General features: G+C 71.8%; 21 protein-coding genes. 8 read left to right on the forward strand and 13 right to left on the reverse strand.

Annotated elements, in window-relative coordinates:
* Nucleotides 1-117: 117 nt before the first annotated feature.
* The 4 genes from ABS735_RS25555 to ABS735_RS25570 all read right to left on the reverse strand — a co-directional run bounded on the left by ABS735_RS25555 (nucleotide 118) and on the right by ABS735_RS25570 (nucleotide 3,884).
* Nucleotides 118-912 (reverse strand): ATP-binding cassette domain-containing protein, encoded by a 795-nt coding sequence (locus ABS735_RS25555; protein WP_373903930.1) that lies wholly within the window; start codon nucleotides 910-912, stop codon nucleotides 118-120.
* Entirely contained in the window at nucleotides 909-1,949 is a 1,041-nt protein-coding gene (locus ABS735_RS25560; RefSeq protein WP_373903929.1) for an ABC transporter permease, read from the reverse strand. Before ABS735_RS25560 ends, ABS735_RS25555 begins: the two co-directional genes overlap by 4 nt.
* On the reverse strand, nucleotides 1,946-2,950 hold the full coding sequence (locus ABS735_RS25565; RefSeq protein ID WP_373903928.1) for a sugar ABC transporter substrate-binding protein: 1,005 nt from the start codon (nucleotides 2,948-2,950) through the stop codon (nucleotides 1,946-1,948). The genes ABS735_RS25560 and ABS735_RS25565 overlap by 4 nt, the downstream gene beginning before the upstream one ends.
* Before the next feature lie 196 nt (nucleotides 2,951-3,146).
* Entirely contained in the window at nucleotides 3,147-3,884 is a 738-nt protein-coding gene (locus ABS735_RS25570; RefSeq protein WP_373903957.1) for a myo-inositol degradation transcriptional regulator, read from the reverse strand.
* Between the two features lie 129 nt (nucleotides 3,885-4,013).
* Here ABS735_RS25570 and ABS735_RS25575 point away from each other — a divergent pair, with 129 nt between their 5' ends.
* Together ABS735_RS25575 and ABS735_RS25580 are read left to right on the forward strand one after the other, a co-directional pair.
* Nucleotides 4,014-5,036: a Gfo/Idh/MocA family protein gene (locus ABS735_RS25575; RefSeq protein ID WP_373903927.1), complete on the forward strand. Its 1,023-nt coding sequence runs from the start codon at nucleotides 4,014-4,016 to the stop codon at nucleotides 5,034-5,036.
* Between the two features lie 155 nt (nucleotides 5,037-5,191).
* Nucleotides 5,192-6,421 (forward strand): NAD(P)/FAD-dependent oxidoreductase, encoded by a 1,230-nt coding sequence (locus ABS735_RS25580; RefSeq protein ID WP_373903926.1) that lies wholly within the window; start codon nucleotides 5,192-5,194, stop codon nucleotides 6,419-6,421.
* A 73-nt stretch (nucleotides 6,422-6,494) separates the two neighbouring features.
* Here the strand turns inward: ABS735_RS25580 and ABS735_RS25585 are convergent, their stop codons facing one another.
* The 4 genes from ABS735_RS25585 to ABS735_RS25600 all read right to left on the reverse strand — a co-directional run bounded on the left by ABS735_RS25585 (nucleotide 6,495) and on the right by ABS735_RS25600 (nucleotide 11,806).
* Nucleotides 6,495-8,849, reverse strand: coding sequence for a M6 family metalloprotease domain-containing protein (locus tag ABS735_RS25585; RefSeq protein ID WP_373903925.1), 2,355 nt, complete (start codon nucleotides 8,847-8,849; stop codon nucleotides 6,495-6,497).
* A 124-nt stretch (nucleotides 8,850-8,973) separates the two neighbouring features.
* Nucleotides 8,974-9,987, reverse strand: coding sequence for an amidohydrolase family protein (locus ABS735_RS25590; protein ID WP_373903924.1), 1,014 nt, complete (start codon nucleotides 9,985-9,987; stop codon nucleotides 8,974-8,976).
* Nucleotides 9,984-10,694, reverse strand: coding sequence for a 4-carboxy-4-hydroxy-2-oxoadipate aldolase/oxaloacetate decarboxylase (locus ABS735_RS25595; protein ID WP_373903923.1), 711 nt, complete (start codon nucleotides 10,692-10,694; stop codon nucleotides 9,984-9,986). Before ABS735_RS25595 ends, ABS735_RS25590 begins: the two co-directional genes overlap by 4 nt.
* A complete protein-coding gene (locus tag ABS735_RS25600) occupies nucleotides 10,691-11,806 on the reverse strand; it encodes a zinc-dependent alcohol dehydrogenase (RefSeq protein ID WP_373903922.1) in 1,116 nt (371 codons plus the stop codon). Before ABS735_RS25600 ends, ABS735_RS25595 begins: the two co-directional genes overlap by 4 nt.
* An 84-nt stretch (nucleotides 11,807-11,890) precedes the next feature.
* Here ABS735_RS25600 and ABS735_RS25605 point away from each other — a divergent pair, with 84 nt between their 5' ends.
* The gene (locus tag ABS735_RS25605) at nucleotides 11,891-12,832 is read left to right on the forward strand and encodes a substrate-binding domain-containing protein (protein ID WP_373903921.1); all 942 of its coding nucleotides are present in this window, start codon (nucleotides 11,891-11,893) and stop codon (nucleotides 12,830-12,832) included.
* Between the two features lie 20 nt (nucleotides 12,833-12,852).
* The gene (locus ABS735_RS25610; protein WP_373903920.1) at nucleotides 12,853-13,302 is read left to right on the forward strand and encodes an RpiB/LacA/LacB family sugar-phosphate isomerase; all 450 of its coding nucleotides are present in this window, start codon (nucleotides 12,853-12,855) and stop codon (nucleotides 13,300-13,302) included.
* A gap of 100 nt (nucleotides 13,303-13,402) precedes the next feature.
* On the opposite strand, the gene ABS735_RS25615 is transcribed toward ABS735_RS25610, so the two are convergent.
* From ABS735_RS25615 to ABS735_RS25635, 5 genes are all read right to left on the reverse strand, one after another.
* Nucleotides 13,403-14,251, reverse strand: a complete 849-nt coding sequence (locus ABS735_RS25615; RefSeq protein WP_373903919.1) for an alpha/beta fold hydrolase — start codon at nucleotides 14,249-14,251, stop codon at nucleotides 13,403-13,405.
* A 4-nt stretch (nucleotides 14,252-14,255) separates the two neighbouring features.
* Entirely contained in the window at nucleotides 14,256-15,089 is an 834-nt protein-coding gene (locus ABS735_RS25620) for a 3-methyl-2-oxobutanoate hydroxymethyltransferase (RefSeq protein ID WP_373903918.1), read from the reverse strand.
* A 13-nt stretch (nucleotides 15,090-15,102) separates the two neighbouring features.
* On the reverse strand, nucleotides 15,103-15,582 hold the full coding sequence (locus ABS735_RS25625; protein ID WP_373903917.1) for a 3-methyl-2-oxobutanoate hydroxymethyltransferase: 480 nt from the start codon (nucleotides 15,580-15,582) through the stop codon (nucleotides 15,103-15,105).
* 2 nt (nucleotides 15,583-15,584) lie between these two features.
* Complete coding sequence (locus ABS735_RS25630; protein WP_373903916.1) at nucleotides 15,585-16,871, reverse strand: aromatic ring-hydroxylating dioxygenase subunit alpha; 1,287 nt, start codon at nucleotides 16,869-16,871, stop codon at nucleotides 15,585-15,587.
* Nucleotides 16,872-16,978: 107 nt separating this feature from the next.
* Nucleotides 16,979-17,293 carry a 2Fe-2S iron-sulfur cluster-binding protein gene (locus ABS735_RS25635; RefSeq protein WP_373903956.1) on the reverse strand — a complete coding sequence of 105 codons (315 nt, stop codon included), beginning with the start codon at nucleotides 17,291-17,293 and terminating at the stop codon, nucleotides 16,979-16,981.
* A 101-nt stretch (nucleotides 17,294-17,394) separates the two neighbouring features.
* Here ABS735_RS25635 and ABS735_RS25640 point away from each other — a divergent pair, with 101 nt between their 5' ends.
* From ABS735_RS25640 to ABS735_RS25655, 4 genes are all read left to right on the forward strand, one after another.
* The gene (locus ABS735_RS25640; RefSeq protein WP_373903915.1) at nucleotides 17,395-18,072 is read left to right on the forward strand and encodes a 2,3-bisphosphoglycerate-dependent phosphoglycerate mutase; all 678 of its coding nucleotides are present in this window, start codon (nucleotides 17,395-17,397) and stop codon (nucleotides 18,070-18,072) included.
* A 123-nt stretch (nucleotides 18,073-18,195) separates the two neighbouring features.
* A complete protein-coding gene (locus ABS735_RS25645) occupies nucleotides 18,196-19,329 on the forward strand; it encodes a cupin domain-containing protein (RefSeq protein WP_373903914.1) in 1,134 nt (377 codons plus the stop codon).
* A 3-nt stretch (nucleotides 19,330-19,332) separates the two neighbouring features.
* Nucleotides 19,333-20,931, forward strand: a complete 1,599-nt coding sequence (locus ABS735_RS25650) for an ethanolamine ammonia-lyase reactivating factor EutA (protein WP_373903913.1) — start codon at nucleotides 19,333-19,335, stop codon at nucleotides 20,929-20,931.
* A gap of 141 nt (nucleotides 20,932-21,072) precedes the next feature.
* Entirely contained in the window at nucleotides 21,073-22,176 is a 1,104-nt protein-coding gene (locus ABS735_RS25655) for an ABC transporter substrate-binding protein (RefSeq protein ID WP_373903912.1), read from the forward strand.
* The last annotated feature ends 2 nt before the right edge of the window (nucleotides 22,177-22,178 follow it).

The following is a 22,178-nucleotide window of genomic DNA, read 5'->3' on the forward strand; positions in this document are numbered from 1 at the left end:
CCGTGCCGGGCGCCGAATGGGACAGGGGGTGGCGTGATCGGTTCGTTGCCGGGTGCGGGTGCGTCGTGGTTGCTCGCGCCCACGCGGCGGAACCGCACATGACACAGACCCGCGCCCCTAAGAGGGACGTTGCAGCTCATGGCGCAGATCGTCCAGCTCGTTTCCGCCTGCCATCTGCCTTGTCAGCTCGTCCAGGGTGATGTCCTCGCGCTCGTGGTTGCCCACCATCGTGCCGCGCTTCAGCAGCACGAACCGGTCCCCCACCAGGTACGCGTGGTGCGGGTTGTGGGTGATGAGGACGACACCCAGCCCCTGGTCGCGGGCCGCCGCCACGTACTTCAGGACCACGCCCGACTGCTTCACGCCCAGCGCCGCCGTCGGCTCGTCCAGGACGAGCACCTTCGCGCCGAAGTACACCGCGCGGGCGATCGCCACGCACTGGCGCTCGCCGCCGGAGAGGGTGCCGATGGGCTGGTCGACGTCGCGGAGGTCGATGCCCATGCGCAGGAGTTCCGCGTGGGTGGTGCGGCGCATGTGGTCGACGTCCATGCGCTTGAACGGGGCGACGCCCTTGCGCGGCTCGGAGCCGAGGAAGAAGTTGCGCCAGACCGGCATGAGGGGGACGACGGCCAGGTCCTGGTAGACGGTGGCGATGCCGCGGTCCAGGGCCTCGCGCGGGGAGGACAGGCGGGTCTCCTCGCCGTCCAGGCTCAGCGTGCCGCCGTCGTGCTGGTGCAACCCGGCGATGATCTTGATGAGCGTGGACTTGCCCGCCCCGTTGTCGCCGAGTACGCAGGTGATCTCCCCGGCGTGGACCTCCAGGGACACGCCTTCGAGGGCGCGTACGTTGCCGTAGTTCTTGCTGACGCCGGACAGCTCGACGAGCGCCTCGCGTGCTGGTGTCTGCGTCACTTGGCGGCCTCCGCGCGCTTGCGGACCCAGGCGTTGAGCAGGGTCGCGAGGAGCAGCATCGCTCCGAGGAAGAACTTGAACCAGTCGGGGTTCCACTCGGCGAAGACGATGCCCTTGCTGGTCATGCCGAAGATGAACGCGCCGACCGCCGAGCCGACGGCGCTGCCGTAGCCGCCGGTGATCAGGCAGCCGCCGATGACGGCCGCGATGATGTAGATCAGCTCGTTGCCGACGCCCTCGCCGGACTGGACGACGTCGTAGGAGAAGAGCAGGTGCTGGCCCGAGATCCAGGCGCCGAAGCCCACGCCCATGTAGAGGCCGATCCGGGTCCTGGTGACCGGGACGCCCACCGCGCGGGCGGCGTCCTTGTTGCCGCCGACCGCGAAGATCCAGTTGCCGGCGCGGGTGCGCAGCAGGATCCAGCTGGCGACGGCGACCAGGGCGAGCCACCACAGGATGGTCACCTTGAAGCCGACGCCGCCGATGGTGATCGTGGAGGCGAAGACGTCGCGGGCGGAGGGGAAGCCCTCCATGTCGGCGATCGACTTGGTGGAGACGGTGCCGTCGATGAGCTTGGTGAAGCCCAGGTTCAGGCCGGTCAGCATGAGGAAGGTGCCCAGCGTGATGATGAAGCTGGGCAGCTTGGTGCGGGTGAGCATGAAGCCGTTGAAGGCGCCGATCGCCAGGGTGACCAGCAGCGACACGCCGACGCCGACCCAGACGTTGGCGGTCATCTGGTAGCTGAACATCGACGACACCAGCGCCGAGGAGGTGACCATGACGCCCGCGGACAGGTCGAACTCTCCGCCGATCATCAGCAGCGCCACCGGGACGGCCATGATGCCGATCGTCGAGGCGGCGTAGAGCACCGTGCTGAGGCTGGAGACGCGCAGGAAGCTGTCGGCGAAGAACGCGAAGAAGACGAAGACGGCGATCGCGCCGACGACGGAGCCCAGCTCGGGGCGGCCCAGGAGTTTCCGCAGCGGAGAGGTCTGCAGAATCCTTTCGTCAGCCTCTTTCACCTGCGTGGCGTTCATCGCGTGCCCCGCTTCGTGTAGTCGGCCAGCGCGGCGGCGTCGTCCTTGGTGATGATCTGCGGCCCGGTGAGCACCGGACGGCCGCCGCCGAGGACGTCGGCGTTGTACTTGTACAGCCACAGCAGGTCGACGGCCTCGTAGCCCTGGAGGTAGGGCTGCTGGTCGACGGCGAAGCCGAGGCTGCCGTCCTCCAGTCCGGCGGCCACCTTGGCGTTGAGGTCGAAGGTGTCGATCTCGGCCTTGCTGCCGGCGCCCTGCTTGGCCTTGACGGCCGTGTCGGCGTAGGGGGCGCCGAGGGTGACCACGGCGTCGACGGACTTGTCGGTCTGGAGCTTGGCCTCGATGGCGGACTGTACGTCCGGCATGCTGGTGCCGTTGACGTAGAGCCGCTGGACCTTGCCGTCGAAGGTCTTCTCCACTCCGTCGCAGCGCTGCTCGTGGCCGACGTTGCCCTGCTCGTGGAGCACACAGATCGCCTGCTCGCGGCCCCGCTCGTTGAGCTCCTCGCCCACGGCCTCGCCTGCGATCGTCTCGTCCTGGCCGACGTGGGTGACGGCGCCGAACTCCTTTGACTCCTCGGAGCCGGAGTTCACCGTGATCACGGGGATGCCCGCCTTGTCCGCGCGGGCGAGGGCGGACTTCATCGCGTCGGGCTTGGCGAGCGTGACGATGATGCCGTCGACCTTCTTGTCGATGGCCGCGTTCACGAGCTGGGCCTGCTGCTGCGCCTCGTCGTCGTGGGAGTACAGGAAGTTGATGTTGTCCTTGACCGCGGCCTGCTCGGCGCCGCTCTGGACGATGTCCCAGAAGGTGTCGCCGTCACCGGAGTGAGTGATCATCGCGAAAGTCCAGCGGGGGGTGTTCACCGCCGCCCTGCCCTCGGCCGACGCGGCCTTGCGGGCGTCCTCGGCGCGCTTGCCGCCGGTGCTGCTGCAGCCGGCCAGGGACACCGACAGTGCCCCTGCCAGCGCGATGCCCACCCATGTCCGAAACCGTGCCACGAGGCCGTGCCCTTCTTGCTGTGCCGTGCTGTGCGTGCGGGGGCCTTTCCCAGCCCCGGCCGGGTTCTGGAAACCCCAAACGCCCCATTGTCCGACACACAAGCGGAGCACGTGCCTCCGGGGATCGGCCGACGGTCACATTGTCCGGACATTGCGACGAACTCGCACGGTGGGAGCCGCCGCCGGAAAGTGCTGTTCAGGACCGCACGAGCAGCTGGAACTCGAAGGAGTAGCGGGACGGCCGGTAGGTGTGGGCGCCGAACTCCACCGCGCGTCCCGTGTCGTCGAACGTCGTGCGCTCCATGGTGAGCAGCGGCGCGCCCGCGTCCTCGCCGAGCCGTTCGGCCTCACCGTCGGTGGCGGCGCGGGCGCCGATGGTCTGACGGGCGCTGTGCAGGGTGATCCCGGCGGCGCGCATCAGCCGGTAGAGGCCGGTGGCCTCCAGCTGTCCGGTGTCCAGGTCGAGGAGGCCCGGCGGCAGGTAGTTGCACATGTACGCCATCGGCTCCCCGTGCGTCAGCCGCAGCCGTTCGACGCGGTGCACGTCGCTCTCCTCGGTCACGCCGAGCGCGGCGGCGATCTCCGCGGTCGCGGGGACGACGGTGTTGACCAGCACCTTCGTGGCCGGGCGCTGTCCTGCCGCCTCCAGGTCGTCGAAGAGGCTGCTGAGCTCCAGCGGGCGCCGGACCTTGCTGTGCACGACCTGGGTGCCGACTCCCCGGCGGCGCACGAGCAGGCCCTTGTCGACGAGCGACTGGATGGCCTGGCGGACGGTGGGCCGGGAAAGACCGAGCCGCGCGGCCAGCTCGATCTCGTTGCCGAGCAGGCTGCCGGGGGTCAGCGCGCCGTGCTCGATCGCCGCCTCCAGCTGCTGCGACAGCTGGAAGTACAGCGGCACGGGGCTGCTGCGATCCACGCTGAGGTCCAGCGACACGGTGGGGTCCACTTCTGGTTTCGGCACGGGCCGAGCGTAGCTCTGTGCGCAGTTGACGGGAAGTTGTGTAGTTCGATTGTCCGGACATACGCATTGACAGGGTGCGGGCTGTGAGCCCACTTTGATTCCATGCGCATCGGGGTCATCGGTACGGGCCGCATCGGCACCGTTCACGCCAACACACTCAGCCGCCACCGCGACGTCGGGTCCCTGATCCTCACGGACGCCGACATCACGCGGGCCCAGGATCTGGCCCACCGGCTGGGCGAGACGGCGGCACCGGGAGTGGACGAGATCTTCCAGTGGGGCGTGGACGCGGTGGTGATCACCACCGCGACGCCGGCCCACGCGGAGCTGATCGGCCGGGCGGCACGGTCGGGGCTGCCGGTGTTCTGCGAGAAGCCCATCGCCCTCGACCTGCCCGGCACGTTACAGGCGATCGCCGAGGTGGAGGCCGCCGGGACGATCCTCCAGATGGGCTTCCAGCGCCGCTTCGACACCGGCTACACGGGGGCCCGGGAGGCGGTGCGTTCCGGACGGCTCGGACGGCTGCACACCGTCCGGGCGGTGACGAGCGACCAGACCCCGCCGCCGGCCGAGTACCTGCCGCAGTCGGGCGGGCTCTACCGGGACACGCTCATCCACGACTTCGACGTCCTGCGCTGGGTGACCGGGCGGGAGGTCGTCGACGTGTACGCCGCCGGGTCCGACGCCGGTCCGCCGGTGTTCCGCGCGGCGGACGACGTGGACACCGGCGCGGCGCTGCTCACGCTGGACGACGGAACGCTGGCCACGGCGACGGCGACGCGGCTGAACGGGGCGGGGTACGACGTCCGCATGGAGCTGGCCGGGGAGCTGGACCAGATCGTCGTGGGCCTGGACGACCGTACGCCGATCGCGTCCACCGAGCCGACCGGGCCGCCGGCCGCGGACAAACCGTGGACGGGCTTCGTGGAGCGCTTCGGGCCGGCATACGAGGCCGAGTTGAACGCGTTCGTGCAGGTCGTGCGCGGTGAGCGGGCCAACCCCTGCGACGGGCGCGAGGCACTGCAGGCCCTGCGGATCGCCGAGGCCTGCGACATCTCCCGCCGCGAGCGCAGGCCCGTACGGCTGGCCGAGGTGCCCGGGTCCACCGCCCCCGTGTGGGAGTAGGGAACGGCACGGCATCAGGCCGTAGCGCCCCCCTTTGCGACGGCTCGCGGGACCGGCTCGACGCCGATCCCGCCCCTCCCCATACCCTCATCCCCTCTTCATTGGCATAATGGTATGACGTTAAGCCGTTAGGACTCCGACGGAGGGACCAGCACATGGGGCGCGGGACGGTTGTCGTGGGCGGGGGGCAGGCCGGGATACAGGTGGCGCTGGAGCTGCGGCGGCGCGGGGAACGGGGCGGGATCACGGTGGTCGGCGCGGAGCCCCGGGACCCCTATCAACGGCCGCCCCTCTCCAAGGAGCTCCTGGCCGACGGCTACGACGCCGGGCGGCTGGCGCTCCGTACGGCGGGGTACTACGCACAGGCGGGGATAGACCTCCTCACCGGCGAGCGGGTCGTCGACACCGGCGACCGCGTCCTCGTCACCGACCGGGGCCGGGAGCTGCCCTACGACCGGCTCGCCCTCGCCACCGGGGCCGCCCCGCGCAGGCTCGCCGTACCCGGCTCGGACCTCGGCGGCATCCACCACCTCCGCGACCTCACCGACGCCCTCCGGCTCCGGGAGGAGCTGATCCGCGCCCGGCGGGTGGTGGTGGTCGGGGGCGGATTCGTCGGCCTGGAAGTGGCGGCCGCCGCCCGGGCGCGGGGGAAGGAGGTGACCGTCGTCGAGGCGGCGGACCGGTTGCTGGGGCGGTCGGTGGCGCCGGTCGTCTCCGACTTCTACCGGCGGGCGCATGCGCGGCGGGGCACGGTGGTACGGCTGTCGGCCTCCGTCACCGGGTTCGAAGGGAGGTCCGGCCGGACGGCCGGCGTCCTCCTCGACGACGGCTCGCATCTCCCCGCCGACCTGGTCCTCGTCGGCGTCGGCGCCGTCCCGCGCACCGACCTGGCCGAGCGGCTCGGTCTGGAGGTGGACGGCGGGATCGTCGTGGACGCCTGTTCCCGTACCGGCCGGCCCGGCGTGGTGGCCGCCGGCGACTGCACCGTACGGCCGCACCCGCGCCCCGGGGAGGGCAGGATCCGTCTGGAGTCGGTGCCCAACGCCCTCGCGCAGGCGGGCGCGGCGGCCGCCTCGCTGCTCGGCCGGGAGGAGCCGGACACCTCCGTGCCCTGGTTCTGGTCCCACCAGGGCGACCTGCGCCTGCAGATCGCGGGGCTCTCCACCGGGTACGACCACTGCGTGGTGCGCGGCGCTCCGGACGAGGAGCAGTTCTCCGTCCTGTACTACCGGCGGGGCGAGTTGCTCGCCGTCGACGCCGTCAACCGGCCCGCCGACTACATGGCCGTACGCCGTGCCCTGACCGGCGGCGTCCACATCCCCGCGGACGCCGCCGGCGCGGAGGTTCCGCTCAAGACCCTGTTCTGCGAGCGGACCGTCGTCTGAGCGGTGCACCGACCCGGGCCGAGCAGGACTCGGCCCGGGCACGGACGTGACTCGGACGGGACTCGGCCAGAATTCAGGCGGAGGCCGCGAGGGTGCGGGCGGCGCTGCTCAGGGCGGCCGAGGCCAGGGCACGCCTGCCCTCGGTCGACATCCCCTGGGCCAGGGAGGCGAATCTCTTGAGCGCCTTTTCCGCCTGCTTCGGACGCTCGGCCTGCCTGAGCTGGGCGGACAGCCGGCCGACCTCACCGGCCGACAGGTCGCCCTGCTCCGCGTAGCCGTTCAGGAGCGCCCTCAGGGAGCCGGTGGAGACGGCCAGCCCCGCGGTGGTCAGCCTCACCGTCGTGGTGGAGGTCGCCGACGGGTCGGACTCACTCGTGGCCGTGATCGTCACCGTCGCCCGTCGGGCCGCGCCGTCAAAGGCGGTGGCGTACGCGGCGACCGGCAGGGTGGATCCCGCGGCCACGGCCTGCACCTCGTAGGGGAGGTCCACCTTCCAGCCCTCGCCCTCGACGGTGGCCTTCAGCCGGTAGACGTCGGAGGCGTGTGCGCCCGGCCCGGCCCCGCCGGTGTTGGTCAGCGGGGCGCCGACCAGCGCGGTGCGGCCGCCGACCGGCAGGCCCCTCGCGCCGCCGAGGCGGGCGCCGCGCTCCTGCGGGCCCGCCGCGTCGAGGGCGCGCACGGCGACCTGGTAGGTCAGCACGCCCTCGGCGTCACGCCGGACGTCCAGGACGTAGAAGTGCAGCCCGTTGGGCTCGTCGATCCACTCGTACGCGGAGCCGGAGCCGGTGCCGGCGTGGAAGGTGGCGTCGTCGAGCTGGCGCGGGTCGCCGCGGACGACCATGACGTCCTCGCCGGTCGGGCCCACGTAGTCGACGCGTCCGATGTCCCGCGGATTGGCGTCCACCAGCCACTCGCGCGGCGTCCCCTGGCTGCGGTTCTGGGACAGCAGCACGCCCGCTCCCGGGGCGAAGGAGTCGTTGCCGACCCGGTCGACGACCTCCATCGTGTAGTCCTGCCAGCCCCCGCCGTCCGGGCACCAGAAGCCGGTGTCGCTCTCGCCGGCGCGGGCCATCTGGTCCTCGCAGGCGCCGAGGGCGAAGCCGTCGACGTCGACGTCCAGGGCGATCCGGTCGCCCTCGCCCGGTGCGTACTCGCGCGCGCGGAGCGTGGCGACGGCGACGCCGTGCTCGCGCAGGGCGGCCTTGGTCAGGCGGACCGTCTCGTCCTCGCCGAGGATGCCCAGTTCCTGCTTGTAGTGGACCATGTGGTGCGGGCCGAGGGCGGAGCCGCCCCGATTGGGCACCTGCCAGCGGTTGTGGGTGCCGCCGGGGCCGTTGAAGGTGCCGCGGGACATCATTTCCCAGTAGCCGGTGTAGTTGCGGGTGTCGTCGGCGAACGGGTTGTTGTAGTTGTCCGGCAGGTCCCGCAGATGGCTGAACTCGTGGGCGAAGACGCTCAGTCCGGAGCTCTCCGCCTGGGTGGAGATCCCGCCGCCGGCGTTGGGCCAGTGGTTCGCGGCGGCCCGCCAGCTCGTCCAGTCCACGTAGCGGGTCCTGGCCCAGTTGGTCATGGGCTCGCCCAGCTGGTTGAGCACCGGGTCGCCGTTCTCGTCGCGCGGGGGCCCGAGTTCGTCGGGGACGTCCTCCTTGCTCGCGTACTTCTGGCGGCCGAACTCCTCCCAGGTGGAGGACTCGTCGTGCCCGGCGGTGACGATGAAGATGTTGTCGAACCCGCAGAAGTCGCCGGTGGTGCACCCGATGGCGTCCCGCCACCGGGCGGTGGCGTCCTTCCGCAGATCCTTGCCGCACTCGTCGCCCATCGGGCAGAACTTCTCGACCGGGCCGTTCATCTGGTTGTTGATGCCGTACTCGTGCAGCTTGCCCGGCAGCTCGTAGGCGCCGAACACCTCGGCGTCCACACCGATCTTCCCGAAGGAGTCCTCCATCCAGTAGGAGTGGAGGGTCTGGTGGCCGTTGTACTCGTTCGGGACGGTGTAGTAGTCCTGGTACCAGTCGCGCACCTGGTCTTCCGGGACCGGTTCGAAGTCCTCCCCGTAGGGGTTGCCGAAGGGGTGCGTCCCCGGCTCCTGGGTTATCAGCATCGGCTGGTCGGTGAACTCCACCAGGAGCACCGCGGTCCGGTACTGGGCCTCCGAGCCCCGTGAGGTGGCCGCGGACGACCACTGCGGCGGACGGACGTCGACGTAGTCGTCCCAGGTCATGTCGGCCTGTTCGGTCCAGTGCTGCGGGTCGACCGCCACGACCGGGCGGGCGGGCGCCGGGAGCGTCGCCCCGGCGGCGTTCGCCGGGGACGGCAGGGCGGCGACGGCGGCGAGGACGGTGCCCGCGAGGACGCCGGCGGTCCACCCGGTGCGTCGGGCGGCGGTGCGGCGGGGGGCTCCGGGTGTGGAGCTTCGGGTTCTTCTCACGAAGGGGTGCCTCCTTGAGTGCCCAGGGCGGCCCGGACGGGACACGCCCGCCCGGGACCCTAGCGACACCCGTGGGGTTGACGGCACCCCCTGTGTGCTGCGTACACGTGGTCCTTCGCGCCAGTCACGGCGTCAGCAGCGCGTCCAGCCGCGGGTAGACCCGCCGCGCGTTGCCCTCGTACACGCGGCGCAGGTCGTCCGGCGCGAGGCCCGAGGCGTCGACGTACGTCTTCGTGTCGTCCCACGCCACGCCCGTCGCCGGGTCGGCGCCCCGTACGGCGCCGAGCATCTCGGAGGCGAACAGCAGGTTGGCCGCCGGGACGACGCGGGTCAGCAGGTCGATGCCGGCCTGGTGGTAGACGCAGGTGTCGAACCAGACGTTCCCCAGGAGGGATTCTGCCGGGTCGGGCAGGTCCATGCGCATGGCCAGGCCCCGGTAGCGGCCCCAGTGGTACGGGACGGCTCCCCCACCGTGCGGGATCACGAACCGGAGTCCGGGGAAGCGGGTGAACAGGTCGCCCCGCAGCAGCTGCATGAACACGGACGTGTCGGCGTTGAGGTAGTGGGCGCCGAGGGTGTGCGCGGCCGGGTTGCAGGAGCTGGAGACGTGGATCATCGCGGGGAGGTCCAGCTCGCACAGGGCCTCGAAGAGCGGGTACCAGGACGGGTCGGTGAGCGGTGGTGAGGTCCAGTGGCCGCCGGAGGGGTCCGGGTTGAGGTTGCAGCCGACGAAGGCGGGGTCGTCCGCACAGCGGCGCACCTCGGCGACCAGGTCGTCCATCGTGCCGCCGGGGGTCTGCGGGAGCTGGCAGACGGCGGCGAAGTGCGCGGGGAAGAGGGCGGCCACCCGGGCCACCAGGTCGTTGCAGGCGCGCGCCCAGTCGCGGGCGGTGGCCGGGTCGGTGACGTGGTGCTCCATGCCGGAGGCCTTGGGCGAGAAGAGCATGAAGTCGCCGCCGCGCTCCCGCAACACCTTGAGCTGGTTCCGCTCGACGCTCTCCCGGATCGCGTCGTCGCTGACGGCCGCGCGCGCCGGAGGGGGCAGTGAGGGGTCGGTCAGGCGGGCCAGCTGGGCGTCGCGGTAGCCCTGGTGGGCGGGCGGGGCGGTGGTGTAGTGCCCGTGGATGTCGATGATCACCGCTCAGCTCCCTCCGCGGCCGCCCACTCGGTGTGGTCGACGTACACCAGGCCCTTGTCGGCGAGGCGTTGCCGCATCGCGTTCACGTCGAGGCCGAGTTCACCGCTCTCGTACCGCTTGCGGGACCGGGCCTCCTTCGTCTCGCGGGTCCGCGCGGCCTCGGCCACGGCGGCCGCGCGCGGGCGCGGGACGACGACCGCTCCGTCGTCGTCGGCGACGACCACGTCGCCCGGCCGGACGAGCTGCCCGCCGCACACCACCGGCACGTTGACGTCGCCGAGGGTCTCCTTGACGGTGCCGTAGGCGCAGACGTGCCGCGACCACACCGGGAAGCCCATGCCGTGGAGTTCGGCGACGTCCCGGCACCCGGCGTCGATGACCAGGCCGCGCACGCCGCGGGCGGCGAGGGAGGTGGCGAGGAGTTCGCCGAAGTATCCGGCCTGGGAGGGCGAGGTGGGGGCCACGACGAGGAGGTCCCCTTCCCGGCACTGCTCCACGGCGACGTGCAGCATCCAGTTGTCGCCGGGCGGCACGCTCACGGTGACGGCCGTACCGGCCGCCCGCGCACCCGGCCACACCGGGCGCAGATCGGGATCGAGGAGCCCGGTGCGGTCCTGGGCCTCGTGGAGGGTGGCGACGCCGTACTCGGCGAGCGCGTCGACGGCGGCGCGGTCGGCGCGGGGCGGGTTGCGTACGACGATGCTCATGCCGCCGCCCAGGGCAGCAGGGACACGTGGACGGCGTCCTCGCCGCTCTCGCCGCCGACGGTGCGGATGGCCCGGTCGGTCTCGGCGAGCGGGTAGCTGTGGGTGGCGAGCTTCTCCAGCGGGAAGCGGCCGGACGCGAGCTGTTCCAGGGCGAGTTCGCAGGACCGGTAGCTGTGCCCGCGGGCGCTCCTGAGGGCGATGGACTTCTCGGTGAGCTTCTTCAGGGGGAAGTCGGGGAACGCGGCCAGCTCGCCCTGGACCACCATGACGCCCTCGCGGCGCTTGAGGGCGTCGATGCCGAGGAGCACGGGGGCGGTGCCCGCGCCGGCGGTGCAGTCGAGGACGACGTCCACGCCGCGGCCGCCGGTGAGGTCGAGGACCTGCTGGAGGGGGTCGCCCTCGGTGACGTCGACGGTGTGGTCGGCGCCGAGTTCACGGGCCAGGGCGAGGCGGGCGGCGTCGCGCGGGGTACCGGTGACGATGATCCGCGAGGCGCCGGCCTGCTTGCAGGCGACGACCTGGGACAGGCCCTGCTGGCCGGGGCCCTGGATCAGGACCGTGGAGGCGTAGCCGACCCCGGCGGTGACCAGCGCCCACTCGATGCCGTTCGACAACGGGGTGACCAGCCCGGCGAGTTCGGCGCTCACCCCGTCGGGGACGCGGTGGGTGACGGCGTTCCACGGCAGATAGAGGTACTGCGCGAAGCCGCCCCACAGGTGGTACGGGTTCTCGGCCGAGGTGTAGCCGTAGCGGCGGGCCTCGGGGTTGGTGCGCCAGTCGGTCAGCTCGCAGTGGCGGTACTCACCGGCGTGGCACCAGGCGCAGCGGAAGCAGCCCACGTAGTGCTCGACGAAGACGCGGTCGCCTTCGCCGAGGCCCTTGCGGGCGGTGAACTCCCGTCCCGCGCGGGCGATGACGCCCACGTTCTCGTGGCCCATGATCACCGGATCGGGGAAGGGCGGCCTGCCGTACATCTTCACGTCGGTGCCGCAGATCCCGGCGACCTCGACCTTCAGCAGGGCGCCGTCGGCCGGTATGTCGGGCATCGGGAACTCACGGAGTTCGGTGGTGGAGGGGGCGGTGCGGACGGCTGCCAGCACGGTCTCTGCCATGAAGCGACTCCTCGCGCTCTGAGGTTGTCCCGCGGATCACCGTACTCTATGGACTGATGGTCTGACCATGCTACCTTTCGGCCCATGACAGAACCTCTGCTCAGGACCTGCACCCGCACCCAGGGCAACAACGAGGCGCTCAAGTCGGGGGAGGTGACCCCCGTGGGCTTCGGGTTCGACTTCGAGGAGGTGCCCGTCCTCGTCCACGGCTTCCGCCGCATGGTCCGCGAACTCGACTTCGACATCAGCGAGATGGCGCTCACCACCTATCTCGTCGCCAAGGCCCACGGGGCGCGGTTCACCGCCGTGCCCGCGTTCCTGGTCCGCGGCTTCCACCACGGCGCGATCCTGCGCGACGCCCGGCGCCCGGTCACCCCGGAGCAGCTGGAGGGCGGGCGGGTCGGCGTGAACCGCGGGTACACGGTGACCACGGGCGTCTGGGCGCGCGCCGTCCTGCGCGACGAGTACGGAGTGGACCTGTCGAAGGTGACCTGGGTGCTCTCCGGCGACGAGCACGTCGAGGCGTACCGCCCGCCGGACAACGTCGAGCCGCTCGGGCCGGGCCGCACGCTGGAAGAGGCTCTGCGCCAGGGGGAGTTGGACGCCGTCATCGGTGTGCCGCCCCGGGAGGGCCTGGTCCCGCTGATCGACGATCCCGGGACGGCCGGGTTCAGGGCACTGCGGGAGCGCGGGCTGTATCCGATCAACCACCTCGTCGTCGTCAAGGACGAACTCCTCACGGCCCGCCCCGACCTGGGCGCCCAGGTCTTCGACGCCTTCGCCCGCGCCAAGCGGCTCTACACCGGGCGGCTGCTCGGCGGGGAGATCGAGGCCCCGACGGCGGTGGACACCCTGCACCTCGGGGTGGCCGAGCTGACCGGCGCCGATCCGTTGCCGTACGGCGTCGACGCGAACCGGCAGGTCCTGGAGGAGCTGATGCGGCACGCCGTCGACCAGCGGATCCTGGAGCGGGCCGTGCCGGTGGACGAGCTGTTCGCGCCCGGCACCCGCGACCTGGCCGGCTGAGGGCGAAGGGGATGACAGGCATGCGCATCGCGATCGCGGGCGACCACAACGGGTTCGCCCTCAAGTCCCTGCTGTGTTCGGAGCTTTCGGGCTCCGGGCACGAGGTGTCCGACCTGGGCAGCCATACCGCCGAGGAGGTGGACTATCCGGCGCTGTGCGTCGACGTGTGCGCCCGGGTGGGGGACAGGCGGGCCGAGCGGGGCATCGTGCTCGGCGGCAGCGGGCTGGGCGAGACCATCGCCTGCAACAAGCTGCCGGGCATCCGGGCGGGTCTGTGCCACGACGTGTGGACGGCGGAGGTCTCCCGCGGCAACAACGACTCCAACGTGCTGGTGCTGCCCGCGCTGCGGCTCACCGACGACCGGGCGCGGGAGATCGTCGCCGTCTGGCTGGACACACCGTTCAAGGGCGGCAAGCACGCCCGGCGGGTGGCGCAGATCGCCGGGCTGGAACAGGGCGGTCGACCCTGAACGGGAGCGGACGAAGGACGAGGAAGACGAAGAAGAGGGGCCTTGGAAGACCGAGGCCCCTCTTCTCACTCACGGTTCGGGCGTGCGCCCTGCGGCCGGTTCAGGCGTGCGTCAGGAACTCCAGGATCCGGCCCGCGGTGTCCCGCGGTGTCTGCTCCCCCGGTGCCACTCCCCACCACTGCGTACGGGGCAGGCACTCCCGCAGGTAGTGCGCGGCCGACGGGGCGTGGGAGGTGTCGTCGCCCGGGACGATCAGCGCGGGCACGTCGAGGGTGAGCAGGTCCTCGCACTCCACGCCGGGCACGGTGTCCCGGTCGAAGAGGTGGGCTGCGGTGCCGGTGACCAGCGTCCGGTACCGCTCGGCGTCACAGGCCGCGTACGCGGCGGCGAAGCCGGCGTCGTGCCGGAGCACCGCCGCCCACGGGCCGACCCGGGGGTCCTTCGAGAAGCCGTCCTCTCCCGCGCGGGCGAGGTCCACCACCGCGCCGAGCCCCGCCTCGCGCACGAAGGCGAGGTGCCGCTCGAACCGCTCGTGCTGTGTGCGCCGGTAGCGGACGCCACCGGCCGGTGAGTAGAGGACCATGCCGGCCACCCGCTCGGGGTGCGCGGCGGCGAGGGCGGCCGCGGTGGAGCAGCCGACGCAGCCGCCCATCAGGTACGCCCGCCCGAAGCCCAGGTGGTCGAGCAGGGCGACGCCCTGGCGGACGTACGCGTCCCAGGTGAGGCGCTCCAGCCTGCCGCCGGACCGTCCGGACTCCCGGCGGTCGAAGGTGACGCAGGTGAAGTGGGCCGCGAGACGGGCGGGGAGCCTCAGCCGCCGGTGGATGCCGGTGGTGTGCCAGCTGTCGAGGGTGGAGTCGAAGCCGCCCGGGGAGAACATCAGCAGCGGCGGACCCTCCCCGGTCACCTCGTACCGGGTGGGGATGCCGTCGAGGACCGCGGTGGGCACGGGATCAGGCCTCCTTCGGCACGGGGATGCCGCCGGCGATCTGCCGTGCCGCGCGCACGTCCCCGGCGTACGCGGTCAGCGCGTCGAGGGCGGTGGCGGCGACGTGGGCGTAGGTGACGGGCGGGTCGTCGACGGTGTCGGCGGCGTAGCCGATGGCGGCGTGGGCCATGCGCACCCGGCCGTCCAGCCAGGGTCCGCCGCCGAAGCCGCCGAGCACCGGGACCGACACCGCGTCGGCGACGGCGGCGCCCACCACGGGCCCCGAGTTGGTGAAGTTGAGGAGGGCGGCGCCCGCCTGCTCCAGCCGCTTGGCCTCGGCCACCAGTTCCTCGCACATCTCCTCGGGAACCTGGCCCCCGGCGCTCGGCACGGCCCGGTACTCGACGCCGTAGCGCAGCGCGGTCTGCGGGGTGATGCCGAACTGGGCGAAGACGGGGATACCGGCCCGGGTGAGCGCCTCGACGGCGGCCGGGTGGTCGGACGCGCCGTCGAGTTTGACGAGGTCGACGCCGGCTTCCTTGACGTAGCGGATCGCGGCGTCGAGGGCGGCGGCGGTGCCCCTCTGGAGCGGGCCGAAGGGGAAGTCGGCGCTGAGCAGGGCACGCCGGACCCCTCGCCGGACCGCCTTGGTGACGGTCAGCATCTCGTCCAGGGTGATCTCGAACGGGGTGGCGTGACCCCACAGGTTGACGCCGACCGTGTCACCGACGGAGACGAGGTCCACGCCGGCCCGGTCCGCGAGGCGGGCGATCTGGTAGTCCCAGGCCACCACCCCGACGATCTTCTGCCGGGTGTCCTTCATGCGCTGCAGGTCGCGCAGCGTCACCTTCTCGGGCATGTGCGGCTCCAGGTCAGACCCTCAGGGCGGTGAGCAGTTCGAAGACGTCGCTCTCGTCGGCGGAGAGCAGCAGGACGCGGGCGTACGGGCGGAGCGCGGCGACGGCGTCGTCGGCCTCGAAGCCGTCGCCGAGGACGACGCCCGCGGTGGTGACGCCGTATCGGAAGCAGTGCCGGCCGATGGCCTCGGCGGTGGTGCGGCCGCCGTCCTCGGTGGCGAGGACGACGACCACGTCGGCGCCGATCAGCGCGGCGGTCAGGGGCAGCGGTCCGCCGCCGAGTTCCCGCAGTTCGCCGAAGGCGTCGGCGCGCAGGAACTCGGCGTGCGCCCACGGGTGGGCGGCGAGCCGGGTGGCCACCCGGGCCGCGCGGTCGTCGAGGGCGACGACCCGGGCCGCCCGGGCGGGCGCGATGGGGACGTCGATGCGGTGGCGGGCCTCGGCGGCGGAGGCGGCACGGGCGCTCTGGCTCTGTCGGCCGGTGGCGAGGCTCATCGTCACACCGTGTGCTGGGCGGTGCCCGGGACGGCCCTGACCGCGTCGCGGCACGAGTCGAGGAACGACTCGGCCTGCGGCAGGACGACGGCCGCGGAGCGCACCCTGTGGTGCTCGGGGTCCACCCCGGGCGGGGTGACGCCCTCGTCGCGCAGCGCCACGGCGGCCTTCCTCAGCTTCTGGCGGGCCTTGATGATGCCGCTGTCGGCGGGCACCAGGCGTTCCTTGGAGCGGTCGACGACGGGGCCCATCGACTCCTGGAGGGAGGCGTCCTGCATGGCGATGCCGGCGACTCCGGAGTACGTCTCGCCGCGCTTTTGCGCCTCGCGGTCGATGAGGTAGTCGTTGTCCATGTTGGCCATCGGCCGGTAGGTGCCGGGGATGTTCTTGCTGTGCACGCCGTGGCCGTCGATCATGGCCTGCCGCTCGGTCTCGGTCAGGGGCCGCACCGGGTGGTAGTCGAAGGAGTAGGTCCAGCAGTTCTCGTCGTCGATGGGCACCCAGAAGTGGCCGTGGACGGGGTGGTCGCCGCGCGGCGGCACCATGGTGAAGGCGGGCATGACCCAGGGGGTGATCCGCCAGTAGTACCTGCCCTCCTCGGCGTTGCGGCGGGCTCCGACGAACAGCCCGCCCTCGCTGTCGGCGACCTCGAAGAACGGCTTGGTGTCCTTCATGTTGTACTCGTTGCCCTTCGCCCCCTTGAACAGCGGGTCGGTCTTGAGGCCGCCCGAGTGGAGGAAGGTGACGTGGCTGGAGTCGATGCCGCCCTCGAAGGCCTGCAGCCAGTTGCACTGCTGCCAGCGCTTGGAGGTGTAGGTCTGCTCGGCCGGCACCTGGGTCCACTCGAACTCGGGCAGCGGCGGCCGGGTGGCCGCGTCGCCCATGTAGGTCCACAGCACGTCGCCGATCTTGACCAGCGGGTAGGAGGTGAGCTTGACGTTCCGGCAGAAGCTGGAGTTGTCCGCCTCCGAGGGCACCTCGACGCACTGTCCGCTCACGTCGTACTTCCAGCCGTGGTAGGGGCAGCGCAGTCCGCCCTCCTCGTTGCGGCCGAACCAGAGGGAGGCGCCGCGGTGGGCGCAGAACTCGTCGACGAGTCCGTAGCGTCCCTCGCTGTCCCGGAAGGCGATCATGCGCTCCGACAGCAGCTTGACCCGCACGGGCGGGGAGTCGTTCTCCGGGAGCTCCTCGGCCAGCAGGGCCGGTATCCAGTACTGGCGGAACAGCTCTCCCATGGCCGTCCCGGGGCCTGTCCGGGTGAGGAGCTCGTTGATGTCTTTGCGCAGCACAGCCGTTTCCCTTCCGATACTGACGACCGACCCGACTGACGGGGCGACTGCTTCGGTGGTGCGGTGACGCCGGAGCCCTCAGGGCGGTGGCGGAGACGCCCCGTCCCTCAGGGCTGTTCCGGCGGGATGTCGACGGTCAGGCCGTCGAGTTCGGGTGTCACCGGTATCTGGCAGGCGAGCCTGCTGCCGGTCCGCCGGTCGGCGACGGCCAGGTCCAGCAGGTCGTCCTCCATGTCTCCGGGAGGCCCGACGAGTTCGGTGTAGCCGTCGCGCACCCACACGTGGCAGGTGGCGCACGACTGGTTGCCGCCGCACTCCGCGACGATGCCGGGGACGCCGTGGCGTACGGCGACCGACATGACGGAGTCTTCCGTGGTCGCGTCGACGGTGAGCTCGGGCCCGCCGTCCTGGACGAAGGTCACCTTGGGCAAGGTTCCGTCCCTCCCCGCTCGATGGTCTGTCCATTAGACCAGAACTCGGGAACGGGATACAAGAGCGGCGCCCGCGCCCGACAATCACCGGCATGAGCCGCCTGATCCTGCTCCGCCACGGCGAGAGCGAGTGGAACACGAGAAACCTGTTCACCGGCCGCGCGGACGTCGCCCTGACCCGGCGCGGCGAACAACAATCCCGGGACGCCGGGACATTGCTCCGCACCCTGGGCCTGGCGCCGGACGCCGCCCACTGCTCCGTGCTGCGCCGCGCCTGGCACACCTGCGCGCTCGCCATGGACGCCGCGGGCCGCGGCACCGCGCCCGTCGCGGCCGTCCGCGCCCTGGCGGAGCGGGACTACGGGTCCCTGCAGGGACGGAACAAGGAGGCGGTCCGGCGCGAGGTGGGCGAGCGGGAGTTCCGGCGGATCCGCCGCTCCGCCGACGCCCGCCCGCCCGGCGGCGAGTCCCTCGACGACGTCTCGGCGCGGCTGCTGCCGTACTGGCACGCGCACATCGCGCCCCGGCTCGGCGCCGGGGCCACGGTCCTGGTGGTCGGGCACAGCAACTCCCTGCGCTGCCTGGCCGCGCACCTCGACGCCCTCTCCCCCACCGAGCTCCTCGACCTCGAACTGCTCCCGGGCACACCCCTGCTGTACGAGCTGGATCCGGCCCTCCTACCCCTGCGCAGGGGCGGCCGGCACCTGCACCCGGCCGGCGCCTCCGGCGCGGTGCGGACGGCCGGAAGCTCCGTGACACACGACCGTTGACGCATACACGGGGCCGACTTATGGTGAGCGGGCTCACAGTGACGGACTTATGGTTTTACCAATCTGGTGACCTGCACTTTTGCCCACCACTCAGCCGTCACAGCCGACGAGAAGGGGCCCTGGATGACCGAGAACGCGATCGTCAACGACCAGTTCGCCGCCAAGTTCGCCACCGAGAAGGAGACCCCGTACACGCGCTGGGTCGCGGCGGAAGGTCTCGACATCATCGCCGCCCACTACGTCCCGGACCTGCGCACCGTGGAACTCAAACCGTGGGACCGGCGCGGCGGGCGGGGCGTGTTCATCAACCACGAGGCGACCCGCACCTCCAACGACTGCTACGTGTGCGAGATCCCGGCCGGCGGCAAGCTCGCCCCGCAGCGCCAGCTGTTCGAGGAGATGATCCTCGTCCTGGAGGGCAACGGCTCCACCCGGGTGTGGAACGACGCCGGCGCCTCGGTCACCTTCGAGTGGCAGGCCGGCTCGATCTTCGCGATCCCCCTCAACGCCCACCACCAGCACTTCAACGGGTCCGGCGGCAAGGCCGCCCGCTTCGTGTCGTCCACCAACCTGCCGCCCATCCTGAACCTCTACGCCGACCCGGACTTCGTCTTCGGCACCGCACGCGACTTCCCGGACCGCTTCGCCGGCGAGCCGGACTACTTCTCGCCCAAGGGCGAGCAGAAGGGCCTCCTCCTCGACACCAACTTCGTCGCGGACGCGCTCAACCTGCCGCTGGTCGAGGCGAAGGAACGGGGCGCGGGCGGCGGTCACATCCGCTTCGCGATGGCCAAGGGGTCGATGAACAGCCACATGTCCCAGTTCCCGACGGCCACGTACAAGAAGGGCCACCGGCACGGCCCCGGCGCCCACGTCATCATGCTCTCCGGCGAGGGCTACAGCCTGATGTGGCCCGAGGGCGAGGAGCCGCGCCGCTACGAGTGGGGCCCCGGCACCCTGATCGTGCCGCCGAACATGTGGTTCCACCAGCACTTCAACACCGGTACGGAGCCCGCGCGCTACCTCGCCTTCAAGCACGAGGTGGTCTCCGTGCGCAACGCCCAGGGCGTGCCCAAGGCGTGGATCAGCCGGCGGATCGGCGGCGACCAGATCGACTACGCCGACGAGTCCGCCTATGTGCGCGAGACCTTCCGCGAGGCGCTGGCCAAGCACGGGATGGCACCGCGGATGGACGAGGTGTACGAGTCCGAACTGGCCACCCTGCCGCCGCTGCCGCAGGCCCGCGCCCAGGCCTGACCCATGTCGCACCCGCACGGACACCCGCACAGGCACGGCAGCGCGCACGCGCACGAGCACACGCACGAGGAGGTCCGCCTCGTGCACTCGCCCCACGTACCCGACCACGACCACGACCACGACGAGGACCCGGGCCGCATCGAGGACAACCCGATCTGGCAGCAGGACAACGTGACCCTGCACAGCGTCGGCATCGACATCGGCTCCTCGGGCACCCAGGTCCTCTTCTCCCGGCTCTTCCTGCGCCGCATCGGCGAGGAACTCACCAGCCGCTACCTGGTGGTGCGCCGGGAGACGCTGCACCGTTCGCCGGTGTGGCTCACCCCCTACGCGAGCGAGACGATGATCGACGCGGGCGCCCTGGGCGCGCTCGTCGACGAGGCGTACGACGCGGCGGCCGTCGACCCCCGTGACGTGGACACCGGGGTGGTGATCCTGACCGGGGAGGCGCTGCGCCGCCGCAACGCCGCCGCGATCGCCTCGGTCCTCGCGGCCAAGGGGGGCGACCTGGTCACCGCGACGGCGGGCCACCACATGGAGGCCCGTCTCGCCGCCTACGGCTCCGGAGCGGTCCGCGGCTCCTACGAGGCGGGCACCCGGGTGCTCACCGTCGACATCGGCGGCGGCACCACCAAGCTCGCCCTGGTCGACCACGGGCGGGTGGAGGCGACGGCGGCCGTGCACATCGGCGGCCGGCTCCAGGTGACCGGGCCCGACGGGCGGATCGGGCGGCTGGCACCGGCGGGCCGGGACCACGCCCGGCGCGCCGGTTTCGACTGGGACGTCGGAAGCCGGGTGACCGGGGACGGCCTGGACACGGTGGCGGAGTCGATGGCCGCACTGCTGGTCCGCGCCGTGCTCGCCCCGCACGAGGTGAAGGACCTGTACCTCACCGACCCGCTGCCGGACCTGGGCCGGCTGGACGGCGTGGTCTTCTCCGGCGGGGTCGCCGAGTACGTCTACGGCCGCGAGCACCGCGACTTCGGCGACCTGGGCCGACGGCTCGGCGAGCGGCTGCGGGAGCTGGCCGGGGACGGGGCGCTGGGGGCACCGCTGCTGCCCGCGGGCGAGTGCATCCGCGCCACCGCGGTCGGCGCCTCGGAGTACAGCGTCCAGCTCAGCGGGAACACGGGCCACATCTCTTCACCGGACGCCCTGCTGCCGCGCCGCAACCTGCCGGTGGTGCGTCCCGGTCACACCCCCGGCGACGAGGTGGACGCCGACGCGCTCGCCGAGGCGATCCGCCGGCGGCTGCGCGAGGCGGACGCCGAGGACCCGGACCGGGACGTGGCGCTGGCCCTCACCTGGCACGGGCTGCCGTCCCACGAGCGGCTGCTGCCCTTCGCCCGCGGCGTCCGGGACGGACTGGCCGCCCGCACGGCGGCCGGGCGGCCCGTGTACGTGGTCCTCGACGGGGACGTGGCGATGACCCTGGGACGGCTGCTGACCGATGAACTCGGCCTGGCCGGTGACGTGCTGGTGCTCGACGGCATCACGCTCCAGGACTTCGACTACGTCGACCTGGGACGGGTGCGGCACCCCTCGGGGACGGTGCCGGTGACCATCAAGTCGCTGGTCTTCGCCGAGCGGCCGGAGAAGTAACGAATCGATAAAGTCCTGTCCGATGGTTAGACCATCATACCTCCCTCTTGTTTCATGCAGGGACAAGCGCGGTGGCCGGAACGTGAACCGGCCACCGGCACCCCCCACTTTCCAGACGATCCTTCGGCCCTGGAGTGTGCGATGCGTCATGGTGCTCTTCCCGCCGGCCTGCTGGCCGCCGGTCTGCTGATCTCCGCATGCGGTCCCTCGCCCACGACCGCGGCCAACGCCCCCCGGGCGGAGTCCGACCCGTACGCCCCGTACGAGAACCTCACGGGCCGGGAGCGCACCGCCGAGCTCCTCTCCGCCGCCCGCGAGGAGGGCGGCGTACTCGACCTGTACACCTCGAACACCGACATCCAGGACCTGGTCGACGGCTTCGAGAAGGCCCACCCCGGCATCCAGGTCCGCGCCTTCCGCGCCAACTCCGAGACGGTGCTGCAGCGCACCCTCCAGGAGAACCAGGCGGGCAAGCCGCGCAACGACGTCGTGGACACCAACGACCTCGAACTGCGCGCCCTCGACTCCCAGCACCTCCTGCGCGCCTACACCGGCCCCTCCCTCGACGGTCTCAAGCCGGACGCCAAGGGCCTCGGCAACTGGACCGCCGAGCGGTTCAACGCCTTCGTCGCCGGCTGGAACACCCGGGAGGTGGCCGAGGGCGAACCGCCCGCGGACTTCACCGGGTTCGCCGACCCGAAGTGGAAGGGAAAGCTCTCGGTCGAGGTCGGCGACTGGGACTGGTACGCCTCCATGCACACCTACCTCACCGAGAAGAAGGGCATGAGCGAGGCGGCGGCCGACGTCCTGTTCAAGAAGATCGTCGCCAACGTCAAGGTGGCCAAGGGCCACACGGTGCAGGGCGAGATGCTCAGCGCCGGCCAGTTCGGCGTCGCCCTGTCCGTCTACAGCCACACCGTCGACAAGGCGGCCCGCAAGGGCGCGCCCGTCGCCTGGAAGCCGGCCGTCGAACCGGTGATCCTCCGGCCCAACGGCATCGGGCTCATGGCCGCTCCGCGGCACCCGGCCGCGGCGCTGCTGTGGACCGACTACGTCCTCGGCCCGGGCCAGAAGGAGATCGCGAAGTCGCTGCGGATCCCCGCGGCGCGGCACGTGCCCGGATACGACGAACCCGTGCCCCCGGGTACGGAGACCTTCACCCTCTCCAAGACCGGCGGAACGGAGACCAAGAAATGGGACGCAGCCTACGACGCCCTGCTGCGGGGCGCCCCGCAGGCCGGCTGACC

This window comes from Streptomyces sp. MMCC 100 (genome assembly GCF_041538145.2).
Taxonomy (GTDB): domain Bacteria; phylum Actinomycetota; class Actinomycetes; order Streptomycetales; family Streptomycetaceae; genus Streptomyces.